This is a genomic window from Blautia sp. RTP21359st1_E11_RTP21359_211015, from assembly GCF_040910705.1.
GTDB lineage: Bacteria > Bacillota > Clostridia > Lachnospirales > Lachnospiraceae > Blautia_A > Blautia_A fusiformis.
Map to the genome: position 1 here is coordinate 55,879 of NZ_JBDGAB010000008.1, position 17,886 is coordinate 73,764.

The 17,886-nt window shown below is 40.1% G+C and carries 17 protein-coding genes and 1 other annotated feature; of the genes, 16 read left to right on the plus strand and 1 reads right to left on the minus strand.

The window, feature by feature from the left end; genetic code table 11:
* The first annotated feature begins 280 nt into the window (after positions 1-280).
* The 14 genes from AB5026_RS04610 (at position 281) to tnpB (ending at position 12,328) form a co-directional block, all read left to right on the plus strand.
* On the plus strand, positions 281-1,543 hold the full coding sequence (locus AB5026_RS04610) for a hypothetical protein (protein ID WP_138277614.1): 1,263 nt from the start codon (positions 281-283) through the stop codon (positions 1,541-1,543).
* A gap of 15 nt (positions 1,544-1,558) precedes the next feature.
* On the plus strand, positions 1,559-3,013 hold the full coding sequence (locus AB5026_RS04615; protein ID WP_138277613.1) for a flippase: 1,455 nt from the start codon (positions 1,559-1,561) through the stop codon (positions 3,011-3,013).
* A complete protein-coding gene (locus AB5026_RS04620; protein ID WP_138277612.1) occupies positions 3,006-3,935 on the plus strand; it encodes a glycosyltransferase in 930 nt (309 codons plus the stop codon). The genes AB5026_RS04615 and AB5026_RS04620 overlap by 8 nt, the downstream gene beginning before the upstream one ends.
* Positions 3,936-3,955: 20 nt before the next feature.
* Entirely contained in the window at positions 3,956-4,786 is an 831-nt protein-coding gene (locus AB5026_RS04625; protein WP_138277611.1) for a phosphorylcholine transferase LicD, read from the plus strand.
* Between the two features lie 15 nt (positions 4,787-4,801).
* On the plus strand, positions 4,802-5,236 hold the full coding sequence (locus AB5026_RS04630; protein WP_368212851.1) for an adenylyltransferase/cytidyltransferase family protein: 435 nt from the start codon (positions 4,802-4,804) through the stop codon (positions 5,234-5,236).
* A 5-nt stretch (positions 5,237-5,241) separates the two neighbouring features.
* Positions 5,242-6,465 carry a DUF1015 domain-containing protein gene (locus AB5026_RS04635; protein WP_368212852.1) on the plus strand — a complete coding sequence of 408 codons (1,224 nt, stop codon included), beginning with the start codon at positions 5,242-5,244 and terminating at the stop codon, positions 6,463-6,465.
* Positions 6,466-6,487: 22 nt separating this feature from the next.
* Entirely contained in the window at positions 6,488-6,883 is a 396-nt protein-coding gene (locus tag AB5026_RS04640; RefSeq protein ID WP_207670814.1) for an adenylyltransferase/cytidyltransferase family protein, read from the plus strand.
* A 121-nt stretch (positions 6,884-7,004) separates the two neighbouring features.
* A complete protein-coding gene (locus AB5026_RS04645; RefSeq protein WP_138277607.1) occupies positions 7,005-8,048 on the plus strand; it encodes an SGNH/GDSL hydrolase family protein in 1,044 nt (347 codons plus the stop codon).
* Positions 8,049-8,184: 136 nt separating this feature from the next.
* Positions 8,185-9,348, plus strand: a complete 1,164-nt coding sequence (locus AB5026_RS04650) for an ATP-binding protein (protein WP_368212854.1) — start codon at positions 8,185-8,187, stop codon at positions 9,346-9,348.
* A gap of 21 nt (positions 9,349-9,369) precedes the next feature.
* Positions 9,370-10,944 (plus strand): ATP-dependent endonuclease, encoded by a 1,575-nt coding sequence (locus AB5026_RS04655; RefSeq protein WP_138277605.1) that lies wholly within the window; start codon positions 9,370-9,372, stop codon positions 10,942-10,944.
* A gap of 202 nt (positions 10,945-11,146) precedes the next feature.
* Positions 11,147-11,287 (plus strand): cupin domain-containing protein, encoded by a 141-nt coding sequence (locus AB5026_RS04660; protein ID WP_158293343.1) that lies wholly within the window; start codon positions 11,147-11,149, stop codon positions 11,285-11,287.
* On the plus strand, positions 11,284-11,691 hold the full coding sequence (locus AB5026_RS04665; protein ID WP_138277604.1) for a hypothetical protein: 408 nt from the start codon (positions 11,284-11,286) through the stop codon (positions 11,689-11,691). The genes AB5026_RS04660 and AB5026_RS04665 overlap by 4 nt, the downstream gene beginning before the upstream one ends.
* 77 nt (positions 11,692-11,768) lie before the next feature.
* The gene (locus AB5026_RS04670) at positions 11,769-11,975 is read left to right on the plus strand and encodes a hypothetical protein (RefSeq protein ID WP_138277603.1); all 207 of its coding nucleotides are present in this window, start codon (positions 11,769-11,771) and stop codon (positions 11,973-11,975) included.
* A complete protein-coding gene (gene tnpB, locus AB5026_RS04675; RefSeq protein ID WP_138277602.1) occupies positions 11,975-12,328 on the plus strand; it encodes an IS66 family insertion sequence element accessory protein TnpB in 354 nt (117 codons plus the stop codon). Before AB5026_RS04670 ends, tnpB begins: the two co-directional genes overlap by 1 nt.
* Before the next feature lie 51 nt (positions 12,329-12,379).
* Here tnpB and AB5026_RS04680 read toward each other — a convergent pair whose 3' ends face one another.
* Complete coding sequence (locus AB5026_RS04680) at positions 12,380-14,650, minus strand: glycoside hydrolase family 3 C-terminal domain-containing protein (protein ID WP_368212857.1); 2,271 nt, start codon at positions 14,648-14,650, stop codon at positions 12,380-12,382.
* A gap of 257 nt (positions 14,651-14,907) precedes the next feature.
* Between AB5026_RS04680 and AB5026_RS04685 the strand changes: the two genes are divergently transcribed.
* Together AB5026_RS04685 and AB5026_RS04690 are read left to right on the plus strand one after the other, a co-directional pair.
* Positions 14,908-15,588, plus strand: coding sequence for a VanZ family protein (locus AB5026_RS04685; protein ID WP_227589151.1), 681 nt, complete (start codon positions 14,908-14,910; stop codon positions 15,586-15,588).
* Between the two features lie 148 nt (positions 15,589-15,736).
* Positions 15,737-16,010 (plus strand) — a binding site (T-box leader).
* Positions 16,011-16,108: 98 nt separating this feature from the next.
* Positions 16,109-17,764, plus strand: coding sequence for a 2-isopropylmalate synthase (locus AB5026_RS04690; RefSeq protein ID WP_173722725.1), 1,656 nt, complete (start codon positions 16,109-16,111; stop codon positions 17,762-17,764).
* Positions 17,765-17,886 lie beyond the last annotated feature (122 nt).

Here is a 17,886-nt window from a genome sequence, read left to right on the forward strand (position 1 = left end):
AAATATGTAAAGCCAGAGAACTTCTTTGTAATCGTATACTTGATGTACTATATGATTTTTCTTGTTAGAAGTGAAAGCATTGAATTGGGACGTTCCTTTGTGTATTATGCTGTAATTCCAATTCTGATTAGCAAATTACTAAAGACAAAAACTGTCCGGGGGGGGGGGTAAGACAAGCTAAAGAATGGCTTGCTTACGTTCACTCTTATATAGATAGTATTCCCCAAAAACTTTGTGATGCAGTTTCGTACTGCTATCTCTTTGAAAGAGAGGTGGCGGTATGAAAACGTGGGAAAAGATTATCGTTATTGGATTCGTTATCTTGAATTCGATATCAGGTTTACAAATTTCGGGGATTTCCGTTAATGCTGTATTTGTTGGACTTTTTACAGTATTTGCAGGGGTTGAGTTCCTCAAACATAAAAACAAGGGCGGCATGAAAATACCGAGAGCTTCAGGATTCCTTTTGTTTATATTATGTAGTATGGTATCGTGCCTGTTTTCCATGGCATACGATTTTCGTGTGGAGCACTACGATATAGTAAAAAGTTATTTAATCAATAGCACTTTCTATCTTGTGATTTTTGTGTTGCTTTTTAACTGTACAAACAAGTATTTATCAGAATGTACAGATTGTTATGTAAATGGGATTGTATGGGCAGCACGGATACAGGCTATATGGGGAATTCTTCAGTTGATTTTACAATATGGTGCAGGAATTAATATCAATCAAATTCTTTTTGTAGATATTCTTCACTCTACAAATACGAGAGATTGGATTATGGGATTCTTCTCTGGAAATTCTTGGAACATGAGAATTACTGGCTTGAATTTTGAAAATTCGATGTTTGCTCTTGTGGTATGCTTAGGTGCAGCATTGGAAAAGAAGAAAGTATGGAAATTTTTATTGCTTGCCACAGCAGTTCTTAGCTTGTCAAGAACAGGATGGGTAATGGTGGCAGGTTATGTAATAATTGTAATCATTAGAAAATTGAAGAGTAATTTAAAAATCAAAAAGAGTGCGCTGGTAAGAAATGCAATTGGTGGAGTAACTATAATTGTAGCTTCATTGGCAGCATATTTGAAAATACCATCTATTCGCAGACAGGTTTCAAATATATTGTTGCGGATAACTGATACAGGCGCGATAAATGTTTCGGGAATGCGGCACTTATTATATTATCCGTATGGGTTTGAAATATGGTTGACACGTTCGAACATTTTTCAAATGTTGTTCGGATATGGAATGCGATGTTCTGGAGCCGCGTTTTCTGAACAACAAGATATTTGCAGAATAATAGGCATACAGCAGTATTCAAGTGCATGGGCCGTAGAATGTGATGTTATTGGATTGTTACTTGGGGGCGGAGTATGTACACTTTTGGCGTATTATTATGAAGTAGTAAAATGCATGAAAACAAAGTTTAAGGATGCAATGATAATAATTATATTTGGTGGAATTACTTATCATTATCATTCGATAAGCTATGTAATCTTTTTGCTGATGATGGCTTCATTAAGTAAGGTGAAAAAATTTGACTAAGAAAGGCAAAGTGGTATGAAACAAAAATCGTTAGGATTAAATGCTGTATTAAATGGAATTAAGCAATGCTGTTCTATCATATTTCCACTGATCACATTTCCGTATATATCAAGAGTGTTAGGAAATGATGGTTATGGAAAATACAGCTTTTCATATTCTGTGACGAATTATTTCATACTGCTGGCAGCCCTTGGAATATATACTTATGCGATTCGGGAAGGTGCAAAAGTACGCGATGACCAAAAAGAAGTAGATAAGTTTTGCTCACAGGTGTTTTCCATTAACGTATGTTCAGCAGCAATTTCATTGCTGTTGCTCAGCATAATGGTATTTTGCCTGCCAAAATTTTCGGGATACAAAGCCTATATTTTTATCCAGAGTACAGCAATCATTATGGCTGTAATTGGTACAGACTGGGTAAATGGCATCTTTGAAGATTACTTTTATATTACAGTGCGGTACATTGCAGTTCAATGTGTGTGCCTCATTGCAATGTTCGTTTTCGTAAGGAAGCCAGAGGATATTATTCCATATTGCATTATCTCGGTTTTAGCAACTAATGGCGGAAACCTGATTAATGTATTTTATGTCCGTAAGTATGCGAAGATTCGCTTTACGTTTGATATGGACTTGAAAAGGCATCTTGTGTCATTGCTGATTTTATTTGTGAATTCAATTGCCATCTCAATTTATGTCAATTCGGATATTACTATGCTTGGCTTTTTTGAATCGGATGCACAAGTTGGCGTCTACAGCTTCGCATCTAAAATTTATAATTTGTTGAAGCAACTTATCAATGCGGTGATCGTTGTTTCAGTGCCGAGAATTGCATATATCATAAAGAACAAGCCACTTGAGTATAAAACGTTTTTGAATCGGATTTTTTCTGCGTTGAATATTGTGTTGCTTCCAATTGTAGTTGGAATGTTCTTTATGAGCGATTCTATGATTTTGATTGCAGGAGGAGAACAGTATATCGCTGGTGATGCAGTATTGAAAGTTCTGAGCGTTGCGACCTTATTTGCCATATATGCGTCACTGTTTACAAACTGTGTTCTGATTGTTAATCGCCAGGAAAAGCTTTGCCTTAAAGCAACAGTGGTTTCAGCAATTGTAAATGTTGGACTGAATTTCGTTTTAATGCCTACGCTTGGAATGATTGGCGCAGCAGTTACAACAGTAATAGCTGAGTTGGTGAACTGTATGATGCAGATGTGCTTTTCAAAGGCGTTTTTTGATTGGAGAACCTTGGAAGTGAAACCAATTGTTTCATGCATTTGTGGCAGTGCGTTTATCGGAATTACATGTTTGCTATGTAATGGCTTCTTCCATAACAGCTTGATGAAGATGGCCTGCGCTGTTGTACTTTCTGCTTTGGTGTATGTGATAACTTTGATTGTTATGAGAAATCCATATGCCACTGCCGCCATGGATGTTATAAAGAAGAGAATGAGGAAGAGCAATGGATAAGAGAGTGTCTGTCGTTATGACGACTTATAATGGGCAAAAATATTTGCGGGAACAAATGGATTCTTTGCGAGAGCAGACAATGCCAATTGATGAAGTAATTATTATGGATGATTGTTCCACAGATCATACACCAGATTTAGTGAGTGCTTATATAAAAGAGTACAATCTGAAAGGGTGGAACTTGGTTCAGAATGAGCTGAACCAGGGATGGAAGAAAAACTTTAAGAGTGGTTTTGATTTAGCAACTGGCGGTTACATTTTTCCGTGCGATCAAGATGATATTTGGCATCCTGATAAAGTTGAAAAGATGGTAGGGTGCATGGAAAACAATCCTAAAATTGAATTGCTCGCCGCTAATTATAATACTTTTTTCTCAGAAAAAGATAACGGAAGCGGGAGTAAGCTGTACGCGTCTAACAGTAAAAAAATGAAAAAAGACGAAAGTATAGATCTTTTGGGAATTGACCCAAAATGGCCATATATCAATCGTCCAGGATGTGTGTTCTGCTTCACAAAAACGTTTTACAACTCGATTAAGGATAAATGGAATACGAAATACCCACATGACGCAATACTATGGCGTTTTGCAAGGATGGATCATGCTTTAGGATTGTTCAATTACCCAGTAATAGAATTCCGTAGACATGGTGACAATGCAACAAGTGAAGAGAATAGAACCAAGGAAAGTAGAATTCAAACTTTTGATGATTATATTCGTTTTCATGAGATGGGTTTAGAACGAGTAACATCAGAGAATGACAAAGAAATGCTGAAAAAAGGAATTGAGTTCCTTGAACTAAGAAGGCGTTTCTTTGAGACAGGCAATATTGCGTTATGGATAAAACTTGCAAGCAAATATCGTGCTTTTTATAACTCGGCGAGAGGATGTTTGGGTGACTTGTATTTTGTTTATAGAAAATAATATAGAGGAGTAAAGTAAAAATGGATAATGAGACTTTGCGAAAGGTTCAACTCGCACAGCTGGAGATTGCAAAAGAAATAAAGCGAGTATGTGATGAAAATAACATCAAGTACTTTTTGGATTCAGGAACATTGCTTGGTGCAGTTCGACATAAAGGTTTTATTCCTTGGGATGATGATATGGATATTGGCATGCTTCGAGATGAGTATGAAAAGTTCCTTCAAATTGCACCCGAAAAGCTAGGCAAAAACTATTTTTTGCAAACATGGAAAAGTGATGAAAATTATCCACATGCGTATGCAAAAGTGAGAAAACTTGGAACAGTATATATAGAAAATGTTTCACAAAATAGTGGAGCACATAATGAGTTATTTGTTGATGTGTTTCCATATGATGTATATCCGGATTCTGAGTCTGACAGATATAGCCATGGTAGACGGGTGATGCTTTATCGATATGCGTTGCAAATGAAAAATCACGTCAAACCATGGGTTAGACACAAAAAATTATGGAAACGCATATTCGGAAAAATAAAGTATCTCCCTTATATTGCTTTTTCGCTGACTCAAAATAGAAATACTTTGATAAAAAATGCTGATGCTATAAATAGAAAATATAATGATCAGAAAACGAAATATTATTATGAAGCAACTGGGGCAACACCATACGGAAAGTGGATTATTCCTACGAAATGTTTTGATAAATTGAGCATAGCGATATTTGAGAATACAGAATTTTCTGTTCCAGAGGATTCTGACCTGTATTTGCGTACGGCTTATGGTGACTATATGCAACTTCCACCGATAGAAAAACGCGGAAATCAGCACCAGATTATTGAGTTGAAGTTATAAAGGAGGAAATATTAAATGAAGAAGTATCATATTGGATATACATGTGGAGTATTTGATCTTTTCCATGTGGGACATCTGAACCTTTTGGAAAGATGCAAAGAAATGTGCGATATTCTTATTGTTGGTGTCTGTGATGATAAGTATGTTACTGAAATCAAGAAAAAGCAGCCTGTTTACCCAGAAGATCAAAGAGTGCGAATTATGAATGCTCTAAAAGTTGTAGACAGAGCCGAGTTGGTAACGATTGAAGAAACCGATGACAAAATGTTGGCGCTAAAGAAATTTGGATTTGATGTTCTGTTCTCTGGAGATGACTGGAAGGGATCTGAGCGTTATATGCGTACAGAAAAGCAGTTTGCAGAGTATGGGGCCTCAATTGAGTATTTGCCATATACGCATGGAATAAGCACTACAGAAATTAAAGAAAAAATGAAAGAACAGAAAGTATAATCGAGATGGTATTTGAAAAAACGGATATTTTACTTCCAAAAATTAAAGATTATAGAAAGTGGGCAGTTGTTGCATGTGATCAATTCACATCACAACCTGAATACTGGGAAAATGTGCAAAAATATGTCGGAGATGAAGTATCTACATATAATTTGATTTTACCGGAAGCACAACTGTCGGAAAATAATGATGATAAAATAGCTAGTATTAATGAAACAATGAATAGCTATTTAAAAAGGAATATTTTTGAAACATATAATGATTCGTATATATATGTTGAACGAAAATTAAAAAATGGTGCTATTCGTAAAGGTATAGTTGGCGCAATTGATTTGGAAGATTACGATTATAAACCAAACGCAAAATCTAAAATCAGGGCAACAGAAAAAACAGTGGTAGACCGTATACCGCCAAGAGTCAAGATCCGTGAAAATGCGAACATTGAATTGCCTCATATATTGCTTTTGTGTGATGATCAAAAGCATCAATTGTTGGAATCGATTGAGACGATTAAAGAAAAGCTAGAAATACTATATGATTTCGATTTGATGCAGGATGGAGGACACATCACTGGATGGCTTGTATCTAAAGACAAAGCAGAGATATTTGATACTGCTTTAGAAAAGTATTTACAAGATATTAGAGAAAAATATTATGGATTAGATGAAAATCCGATGATCTTTGCTGTAGGAGATGGAAACCATTCGCTTGCTACGGCAAAAGAATGCTATGAACAGCAAAAGAAAGCTTTTGGAACAAGTATAAAGGCAAGATATGCGTTGGTTGAGCTAGAAAATTTGCAGGACGAATCACAACAGTTTGAACCTATACATAGATTGCTAATGAATGTAGATATCAGTGATTTTCTCACAAAAATAAAAACAATATGCGTATCACACAGTAAGCATAAGGTGGAATATTATACAAAGGAAAAACAAGGCGTACTGTATTTAGATGAAAGTCTAGGAGAATTGACGGTCGGCATTTTACAAAGATTTTTAGATGATTACGTTAAAACAAATAATTGTGACATTGATTATATTCACGATGATGATGTTTTAAAGAAATTGAGCTGTAAATCCGATTGTATAGGGCTTTTATTGTCAGCCATCGATAAAGAAAATTTATTTTCAGAAATCATAAAAAATGGTTCATTACCACGAAAAACGTTTTCCATGGGACATGCTCAGGAAAAAAGATATTATATTGAAGCAAGAAGAATAAAATAAGAAGAATATATGGAGAATGAAAATGAAAAAAGTTGTAACATTTGGAGTATATGATTATTTTCATCTGGGACATCTTCGGTTGTTTAAAAATGCGAAGAACCTTGGAGATTGGTTGATAGTTGCTGTTCAGGATGGCGATTATATATTGAAAACAAAACCAGATGCTAAAGTTATGTATACAACAGAACAGAGAAAAGAATTGGTTAGTGCGCTACGTGTAGTTGATGAAGTGGTAAGTTATACAGATGTTGATGTGACTATTAAGACATTGGATTTTGATGTTTTTGCAGTTGGCGAGGATCAAAATCATGCAGGATTTCAAAGAGCTATTGAGTGGTGCAAAGAAAATGGAAAAGAAGTTGTACGCATGAAAAGAACGCCTGGGATTTGTTCATCGGAAATTAAGAAAAGTCTATAACTGAGGAGAAAAGAATGAGTCATAATCGTCGTGTGGGGGGGACCGCAGTAGATCCCGGAAAAATGTAATACTATCGATTATTATAGCTTTGCTCGCTGTGCTCCTTGGTGTTCTCCTTTGGATGAACAAAAAGGATGAGGACAAGAAATCGGCAGAATTACAAGCATTGAATGCAAAACTGTATCAGGAAGAGCAGGAGAAAGAAGCCGCATTAAAACAGAAAAAGGCAGAGGATAGCTTTTATCAGAAGCTATCAGATGGGTTTGACGTTAATGTTTTGGTTGTGGGAGATTCAATCGGTGCGGGTGCTGGCACAGAAACAGATGGGCAGCAGTGGTTTAAACAGTTACAAGCATATTTAAGGACTGTTAATAAAGCATCTGTATCCGTAACAAATGTTTCAATGGGAGGTAATACCTCTTATGCTGGTTATGTCCAGACAATGGCACTGGATGATGACATCGACTACGACTTGGCAGTTATCTGCTATGGTCAGAATGATGCCTTACAAGGCTTGGACGTATATTATGAAGCGATAGTACAAGCCATCAAAAATAAATACCCGAATTGCTCGATTATTTCAATTTTAGAATCCTCACAGCGTGACTATACATCCAATATAATCACAATCCAAAGCATCTGTGATCATTATGGAATCCCTGTAGCAGACACGATTGTAGCGTTCAATAACTCTGGAAAGGCTTATGATGATCTATCAAATGACGGTGTTCATCCGAATGACGCTGGACAGGAAATCTACTACGAAACGGTAAAGAATGTCATTGACGAAAATGTGGCGGCATCTACCGGAAAGATGGAAAATGTTGATGCTATCAATGCTGATGTACATAAGTTTGATAACTTCATCTGGTATGGTGCAGATAAAGATTTTAAACGTGTAGATGATACAACTTTCACGCTGAATGCATCAGCATCTGGCGTTTTCGGTATAGATTACACCTTTGAATCTGGTGACAACAAAGCGGACATCTATGTAGATGGAGAGCTGTTTGAATCCCCAACAGTAACATTCGATTATGACTTCTCACAGAGACATATTCTGGTAGTCAGCGATGACTGTACAGTAGAGAAGGAAATCAAGGTTGTGTTCAATAGCAAAGAACAAGCGGATGGTTTCCAAGGAATGTGCTTTAGCTGGGAATGACAATTTAGGCCGTGTGAGCGATCTCACACGGTAGCTGCTCAAATCTTCACACACCTCTCCGTGGTGAGCAGCAGGCAACGGTCTTATGACTGGCTGAGATGTGAAGGAATAACTCTGGATAGGAGGAATAAACCACATGAAGATAAATAATAAAGAATTTGGAGAATGGACTGAGGACGATCTTCAGGTCCTTCTTAGTAATGATGCCTATCGAGAGAATAATTTTATTGATTATAAGGTGAATTTTGCACCACTTATAGATAAAAGCAATAAGAAAGAGAAACAAGCTGAATTTAGAAATGATGTTTGTTCCTTTGCGAATGCAGACGGAGGATACATCTTTTATGGAATCGGAGAAACTTCTGGAGTAGCCAGTATATTAGCAGGTATTTCGATTCCTAATATTGATCGCTTTGAATTGGATCGCCGGAATGAACTACAGGCGATTCGCCCAACTGTGCCGGATGTGGCCTTTTCGTTCATTTCATTACAAGATGACAAATATATTGTGGTACTTCATATTCAACGAGGACTGTACAAACCATATATTACAGAAGAACCAGAAGGACAGTTTCATTTCTACATAAGGCACGGGAACAAAAAGCAGGCAATGAGTTATACAGAGATACGAAATGGATTCTTAAACGCTGCAATGCTGTCAGAAGATATCAAGAGCTTTAGAAAAGAACGACTGGAAGAACATATTACAGAAATGAAGAAACCATTTGCACTTGTGCAGGTGATTCCAGCCACATTTAGAAGTGATTGCGTTCCGATGTATGATCTGTACAGAGAAGGAAAATTGAATTTTGATGATCTATTTAATGGCATGATCTATGACCGTGCGGTTCCAAATGTAGATGGTGTCTATTTTCCTGATTACTCTGAACAGCGGAATTTTGAGCAGTTACAAATTTTTAACACTGGTGCTGTTGAACTAAAAATGGATTTTGAGATAAGAGAACAAAATTCAAGAAGCCAGCAACTAAAAACGGAACGATATTTGATTATATTTGACTTCGAAGCTGAACTCAGAAAATTGATACAGGGAACATCGAAAATGTACCAGAAATTAGGCCGTTCAACTGCGATGTATGTTTGTGTAACTATTGTTGGCTGCAAAGGCCTATGGAACTATACCGTAAATGCATATGGAGCAAATGCACCAACGAAAGTAGACCGTAATCAAATTGTTTGTACTCCAATCGAAATTCGGAATATTCAAGATGATGTGCAAGTAAAAGAGGGCATAGAAAACTGTATTCGGATGACAAAGTATTCACTTGGGATAAGAATATAGGAAAATCATGGGAGATACAGAATGACAAAGAAAGTTATAATAGATAACATAAAGAATATTAAACATATGGAGTTTTGCATTCCAACACCAGGGCTTTATGTTGTTACAGGAAAGAATGGAAGCGGAAAAACGACACTATTTACCTGCTTGAGCAGAATAAAAAATAGCAATGCATTTAGAACCGGTTTCCCTGCATCAAATGGAAATGATCGGTTAGATTTCTTTTCTGGTTATATACAGTATGAAGTTGATGGAGAAAGCACTAAATATTCCAAGAGAAGTAGTGGAAAATGGAAGGCTAATAAACAAAATGATGTTCTGAGCCTTATGGGGTATCCTCAAGTAGTAAACATCACAACGAAAGATGAACGTGTTTTTACGCAGACAGATATTACACCACGAAAAAATCATCGGGGCGATGACTGGATAAATGAAAAACTCAATCAAATTTTTGGAACAGACAAGTATTCATCAATGATTCGAATTACAACGGGACAGCTATATCGAGGAAGAGGTAAATCAGCAGTAGATACTAGACGTAGAAACATTGCATATGCAATACCAGTAGAAGATGGAAGATTTTATACGGAAAGAAATTTTAGCTTTGGCGAAATAGTACTGTTGAATCTTTTGTATGATATACATAATGTGTCTAATGGGTCGCTTGTATTAATTGATGAACTTGAGTTGGCGTTGCATCCATCCGCTCAGATTCGATTGCTCTCATGCCTAAAAGAAATGGCAGATGAAAAAGGGCTGACGATTTTAATTACGACACATTCAGCCAGCTTAATAAGAAGCCAAAAAGATGTGATTTTGCTTGAAGAAGGAAATGAAAGCGGACAAATAGACGTGATGTATCATTGCCCACCAGCAAAAGCTATTGGTGCCATTGGTATGCGAGAGGATACAATGCCGGATATTGTCATTCTAGTTGAGGATGATATGGCAAAAGCATTGTTTATGGAACTAAAAAGAAAGTATTTTTCCTATTATCCAGAACAGGCGTATCTTGATATTCGGGTTCTTGAAATTGGCGGATATAAAAACGTTATCAATTTTTATGTTGAAGCAAATAACTATGTATTCTATGACAATGTTTTTGTTACCGCATTTATGGATAAAGATGTTGAAACAGATGTGATACCATATCCTCAGTATGGAAATCAAGAGGATATACAGCGTTATCATGATCATAGTCGCTTTCTCAAATTTTTGCCGTATACGCCAGAAGTGCTTTTGGTTAAAACATATATCGAAAGAAAACAGCAGTTCTTGCAATCGTTACGTGCTGAATACAGTAATCAACAGGTTGATTATTCAATTGCCGAGCAGTTGGATTTTACAGCATATGAAGCTGCCTTGCCAAATTTCTCTAATCAGACACAATATAATAGTAAAATTGAAGAAAGAGGAAGCTTTAGAAAAAAGTGTAAACAGGTGGCCGAGAAAATAGCATTAGAATTGTCGCAACAGTTAAATATAACGGTCAAAGAGGTTTACAGATATTCTTATAAATTTGCAGTAGAAAATATTCCGGAAAATGAATTAAACGTCAGAGCACTTTTAGCACAGACAATGAAAAGAGTAAGGTAAAGATTCGGAAAGAGGGTGAGGACATAATATGGACCAAGAATTATTCAACCCACAATCCTCGTCCGTGACCTCCTCCCGAATTCTGTACACACCGTCCACATTTGCCCGGACATCATTACTGCATCTGCAGGAGGTCGGATCGTTATAGGCCATCCACCCGCATACATCGACCAGAACGAACCTGACCTCGTTTCTGTGTTTTGTGGTCCTGTCTGGAAACGGTACTCTCACCTACGAAGGAACGACCTATGAGCTGTCAGCTGGGGACTGTGTGTTCATTGACTGCAGGAAAGCGTATAGCTTTCGACCGGGTATAACAGTGAGGGAAAAAGCACCAGTGTGAACAACACCAGTATCAGCACACCCACCTGTGTGAACGAGACTGCCTGTGAGAAAGACACAGTTGCTTTTCAAAGCACTGGTACTCTCAACCGTGTTGCTCCTACTCCATCCCTCTGGTCCCTCCAGTGGTGCCATTTCTACGCCCCGTCCCTGCCTGCTATCTATGAGAAGTATAAGGAACGTGGCGGCAGCCCTGTGTTCCATCCCGATGATTCCGCCCCTTTTACCACCATCCTCACGGACCTCTACTCATTGGCTTCAACTTCCGATTATATAAGAGATATGCGGATCAACGAATCGTTGTCCGCCCTGCTTACATTGCTTATGGAGCAGTCATGGCATCCAGAGAGCAAGACGGTGAGCCGGAAGCGACTGGAACTGGTAGAGATAAAGAATTGTAAGTGACTCAAAACATGGCGTAGTGACGAAAGGATCTCTTCTTGATATACTGAGAGAAACTTGATATTAAGGAGGAGAATCTTATGTCCAGAACAAGTCAGGAATCATCAACAGCTTTTGGCGAAGTCCTGCGGCCTGCATCTCAGAATTACTCCCATAATCCTCAAGGCCGTATCGTATCTAATGACAACCGGCTGATGATCTATTCTCAGGGAATGAAAATATATGTGCCAGAAAACTTTAATCCAGGTACACTTCTGAAACTTTTGCAGACATTGAAAAAATTGTGATGAAGCGGTTTGCTGAAGGAGCATCCCGTATATTTCTTGCCTGTAGATCTACAGATTTTCGAAAGCAGATTTCAGGGCTGATTGCAACGGTCACGCTAAATTTTAAACTGGATCCGTATAATAGCAGCTATGTGTTCATCTTTTGCAACAGACGGAAGGATTCCATAAAAGTTCTGAGATATGATTATAATGGATTTGTGCTTGCGACCAAAAAACTTCTGGATGATATGAAATTTCAATGGCCCAGGACACCAGATGAAGTAAAAGAGATCACTTTTCAACAGGTAGAATGGCTTCTTCAGGGATTGGAAATAGAGCGTAAGTGCCTCAAAATATGGCGTAGTGTAATATAACAGTTTTTCTGTTATGATATCTACATCATTGTTTGAGGCACTTATGTGAAATTATACCAGTTTATTTAATTTTTCAATAATTTTTGTAAGTTCTTCTCTGGAATACCCGCCGAAGCTTACCAGTGCGCGTAATGGCATGGAGTCGGTCATGGCTTCTGTCATTTCTTCAGTGATAGCTTCGGAAGCGGCTTCAGAAGAGGACTCTTCACCAACGTTCATGGCTGAGATATATTTTGCTGTCAGTTCTTTTGCTGTTTCGCTTGTTTTCGGGTTGCGGAACAGTTCGCCCAGGGTGGTGTTCATATGAACATGCATCGGAAGCTCCTGGCTGCTGTTCAGATGGATCCTGCCTTCAAGATGGATATCTCTGGAAGAGGTACCGACAAGGAGCTTATATTCGCCGCTGGCTGCGAACCAGTCGTGAAGCTCTGTATTGTACCATGCGAAGCTTCTCTTGTCCAGCTCCATGGTTACTGTTTTGGTTTCGCCTGGATTCAGGAAAACCTTTTCGAAGCCCTTGAGCTCTTTTTCCGGGCGGATTGCGGAACTGGTACAGTCTTTGACATAGAGCTGTACGACTTCTTTTCCTGCCATATTTCCTGTGTTTGTTACATCAACCAAAACGGTGATGGTGTCTTTGTCTGTAGGATTTTCATTGGAGATCTTCAGGTCGCTGCAGGCAAAGGTAGTGTAGGAGAGTCCATAGCCAAACGGATATGCTACACCCATCTCTTTTGTATCGTAGTAGCGATAGCCTACGAATACGCCTTCACGGTATTCAACCTTTTCACCGCCGCCGAAGTTCAGGTAAGATGGATTGTCGGAGAGCTTGAGCGGTATTGTCTCGGCAAGCTTGCCGCTTGGATTTACTTTTCCGTAAAGGATGTTTGCGACAGCGGTACCGCCTGCCTGACCACCGAGGTATGCTTCCAGAAGGCCTTTTATATCATTGAGCCATGGCATCTCCACGGGGGAACCGTTGTGGAGGACAATCACGGTATTCGGCTGTACTTTAAGGATCTCAGCAATGAGACGATTCTGGCATTCAGGAAGCCTCATGTGGGAACGGTCGTATCCTTCAGATTCAAAGCTGTCCGGAAGTCCGGCGAAGATCACAACCTTGTCAGCGGCGGCAGCAGTTTTGATCGCTTCAGCTGCAAGTGCGTCATCGTAGAGATTTTTGTCTGCAGGAAAACCTTCTGCATAAGTAACCTGTGCATCGGAAGGAACGGAATCCAGTGCGTTTGTGATCTTGAAGCAGTTGATATGAGAGCTTCCGCCGCCCTGGAAACGAGGCTTCTTTGCAAAACCACCGATGAAAGCAATTTTCTCGGATGCTTTCAGAGGGAGGATCTGCTCATCGTTTTTCAGAAGAACCATAGATTCTTCGGCAATGTGGCGTGCTTCTTCATGGTCTTTTTCCATGGTGAATTCCTGCGGTGCCCGGTTGTCTGCATATTCAAAAATTATGCGTAGAATGCGTTCAACAGCCTGGTCAAGAATGTCTTCCTTGAGGGAACCGTCTTTTACGGCCTGTACGATGAGGGCATCGTTGACCCCATTGGAGGAAGGCATTTCCAGCTCAAGACCTGCCTCAAGACCTTTGACGCGGTCATTGACTGCACCCCAGTCGGACATTACATAGCCCTTGAAGCCCCAGTCGCCGCGGAGAACATCTGTGAGAAGCCATTTATTCTCAGATGCGAAAGTGCCGTTGATCTGGTTGTAGGAGCACATGAAGGTGTATGGCTGAGCTTTTTTTACTGCGGTTTCGAATGCAGGGAAATAGATCTCACGTAAAGTGCGTTCATCAGCCTCGGAAGAATTGCTCATGCGGTGATATTCCTGGTTGTTTACTGCAAAGTGCTTGATAGAGGTTCCTACATGCTGGGACTGTACTCCGTTTATAAAAGCGGCTGCGATCTCACCTGCAAGATAAGGATCCTCGGAATAATATTCGAAGTTTCTTCCACAGAGAGGAGAACGTTTGATGTTTACGGCCGGTCCGAGAACTATGGATACATCGTTGGCCTGAGCTTCTTTTCCGATGGTTTTGCCCATTTCTTCCATCAGCTTGCGGTCAAAGGAGCAGGCGCTTAAAGCGGCCGGCGGGAAGCAGACGGCTTTGATGCTGTCATTCATTCCAAGATGATCGCCCTTGTCATCCTGCTTACGAAGTCCGTGAGGGCCGTCGCTGACCATTACTTCCGGGATTCCCAAGCGTTCCACATGTTTCAGATGCCAGAAATCAAGACCTGAGCACATGCCGGCTTTTTCTTCCAGTGTCATCTGGCTTACGATTTTTTTCAGATCACGTTTCATTAAAAATACCTCCGAAATGTTTTTCTTACTATGAACTATAGCATGTTTTGCTGGTAAAATATAACAAAAATTTGTTAAAAATAAAAAAATATTGCAGTTTAGCCGAATCAAGTAAGTCCCCTGCTTCAATTGCGAATATCCGCATGACCCTCACATTTTCAGGAATATAAAAACGATATGCAGGTCGATTGACAGAGCGGTGAGAGATATCTTTTTCTGGCATTTGTGGGAAGAGTGTAGTAATATAGGTAGGAATAATGACAGAGCTGCCGGACAGAAGAATGGTCGACTGTCTGGCTTATGTGAAAGGACTTATAATGAAAGACATCATATCAAGTATTATTACAAGTGTACTGACAGCTTTGTACCAGCCATTTTGGTTTTCTGTGATCCTGTCTGTGATGGTACTGTTTTTTTATCTCTTTGCCTACCATAATGAGACAGGTGGAAGGGGAATCAGGGGAGCTTTTTCCGTGTGGTGGCAGTATTTCAGAGGAAATGCTTTTTTTCGGAAGCTGTTTTTTCTGACCTTTTATACAACCATGATCTTGTTTCGCACGCTGCTGAACCGGGATATGTGGATGAATCCCCTTTCGGATGTGATGGCGAACTGGTGGATCTGGAAATATGGAGAGGATGGTACCAGATATCTCACAACTGAGTGTATTGAGAATCTGATGCTGTTCATTCCGTTCACGATCCTGCTGTTCTGGACCGCAGGAAAGAAAATATTGAAAAAAACAACATTCTTGAATATTGTGTGGACCGGACTTAAGATTACCTTTGTATTCTCACTGTCCATTGAACTTCTGCAGCTTTTCCTGAGGCTTGGGACGTTCCAGGTTTCTGATCTGACATATAATACTCTTGGAGGAGGTATTGGCGGGGCTGTGTACTGGATTGGTCATCAGCTTTCAGTCAGGCGGGGAGCCGAATAATGTCTGCCGCAGATAGCAGGAAGACAGAGAAACGGATCAGCCCGGATTGCTGTTCGTGAGTGATGCACTGAAATTTTTGCGCGGTGCATCGTTAAAATTTCATTGACAAATCTTCCATAACGTGTTAACCTAATACCAGTTTCAAAAAGAAAATGCGTAGATGAGGAATAGTACACAAGAGAACGGAGCACAGAGAGCTGCTGGCCGGTGAGAAGCAGCGGAAGGGATTTGTGGAACTCGCCTCGGAGCATCTGCCTGAAATCTTTATATATTATATAAGAGAGTAGACGCAGACGGTGTCCGCCGTTATCCGGAGAGGATATAAGGATGTATATACATTCCGTATCTGTCAAGTGTGTGAATTTTTATTCATGAAATAAGAGTGGTACCGCGTAGGACAGCAGTTGTCTTTCGTCTCTTGCAGAATCTGCAGAGTCGGAAGATTTTTTTTTATGTCTTTATATCAAAAACAGAAACCAAAGAGAAATTTTAATGGAAACAGAAAGTGGAGGAAAACAAAATGATGACACCATCCAAGTACAAACGTCAGTATTACATGCCGCCGGTGAAATGTATGAAATGGGCGGAGAAAGAATATGTGGATAAGGCCCCGATCTGGTGCTCTGTAGACCTTCGTGACGGAAATCAGGCACTTGTGATCCCGATGAGCCTGGAGCAGAAAGTGGAATTTTTCAAGCTTCTTGTAAAGATTGGTTTTAAAGAGATCGAGGTTGGATTTCCGGCTGCTTCTGAGACAGAGTATGAGTTTCTCCGTACGCTGATCGAGCAGGATCTGATCCCGAAGGATGTAACGATCCAGGTGCTGACTCAGGCAAGAGAGCATATTATCCGTAAGACTTTTGAAGCTGTTAAAGGCGCCCCAAAAGCGATCGTTCATGTATACAATTCCACATCCGTATCTCAGAGAGAGCAGGTATTCAAAAAATCAAAAGAGGAGATCCTGAAGATCGCAGTAGATGGCGCTGCACTTCTGAAAAAACTGGCTGATGAGACAGAAGGCAATTTTCAGTTTGAGTACAGCCCGGAGAGCTTTACGGGAACAGAGCCGGAGTATGCACTGGAGGTGTGCAATGCGGTTCTGGATGTATGGCAGCCCACTGCAGATAACAAAGCGATCATCAACCTGCCTGTTACGGTTGAGCATTCTATGCCGCATGTGTATGCAAGTCAGGTGGAATACATGTGTGATAATCTGAAATACCGTGAAAACGTGATCGTTTCTCTTCATCCGCACAATGATCGTGGATGTGGCGTTGCAGACTCCGAGATGGGTCTTCTTGCAGGTGCTGACCGAATTGAGGGAACTTTGTTCGGAAATGGTGAGCGTACCGGTAATGTGGATATTGTAACGCTTGGTATGAATATGTATTCCCAGGGTGTGGACCCGAAGATTGATTTTTCTGATATGCCGCATATTTGTGAGGTTTATGAGAAATGTACCGGAATGCAGATCTATGAAAGAAGTCCGTACAGTGGAGCTCTTGTATTTGCTGCATTTTCCGGATCTCATCAGGATGCCATCGCAAAGGGTATGCACTGGAGAGAGAACGGAGATCTGGAGCACTGGACTGTTCCGTATCTGCCGATCGATCCGACAGATGTGGGAAGAAACTACGACGCAGATGTTATCCGTATCAACAGCCAGTCCGGAAAGGGCGGTGTAGGCTATATACTGGAGACAAAGTTTGGCCTGAACCTTCCTCCGAAAATGCGCGAGGCTATGGGCTATGCAGCCAAAGCAGTGTCCGATCACAAGCACAAAGAGCTTCATCCGGACGAGATCTTCAGCCTGTTCAAATCTACCTTCGAAAATGTGGTTGAACCATACAGCATCAATGAGGCTCATTTCCAGCAGAAGGAAGACGGCATCGTAACACGGGTTACTTCTACATTCCGTGGAAAAACCATCGTTACAGAGGCTTCCGGAAATGGTCGTCTGGATGCGGTAAGCAATGCACTGAAGAAAGCTTACGAACTGAAATACACACTGGAGACTTATCAGGAGCATGCTCTGGAGCAGAGTTCTTCCTCCAAGGCTATCGCTTATGTGGGAATCCGTAAACCGGATGGAACGCTTGCCTGGGGAGCGGGTGTTGATCAGGATATCATCCGTGCCTCTATTGATGCACTGGTAACTGCGATCAACAATCGATAAGCATCCGGTTCCGGATAGGTTTACAAAAAAATGAGAAGCTGCCATAAAACGCAGCTTCTTTTTTTGCCGTGCAGATGCTATAATAGTGCGGAATGTGAAAATAACAGTGAGTAAGAGGGATA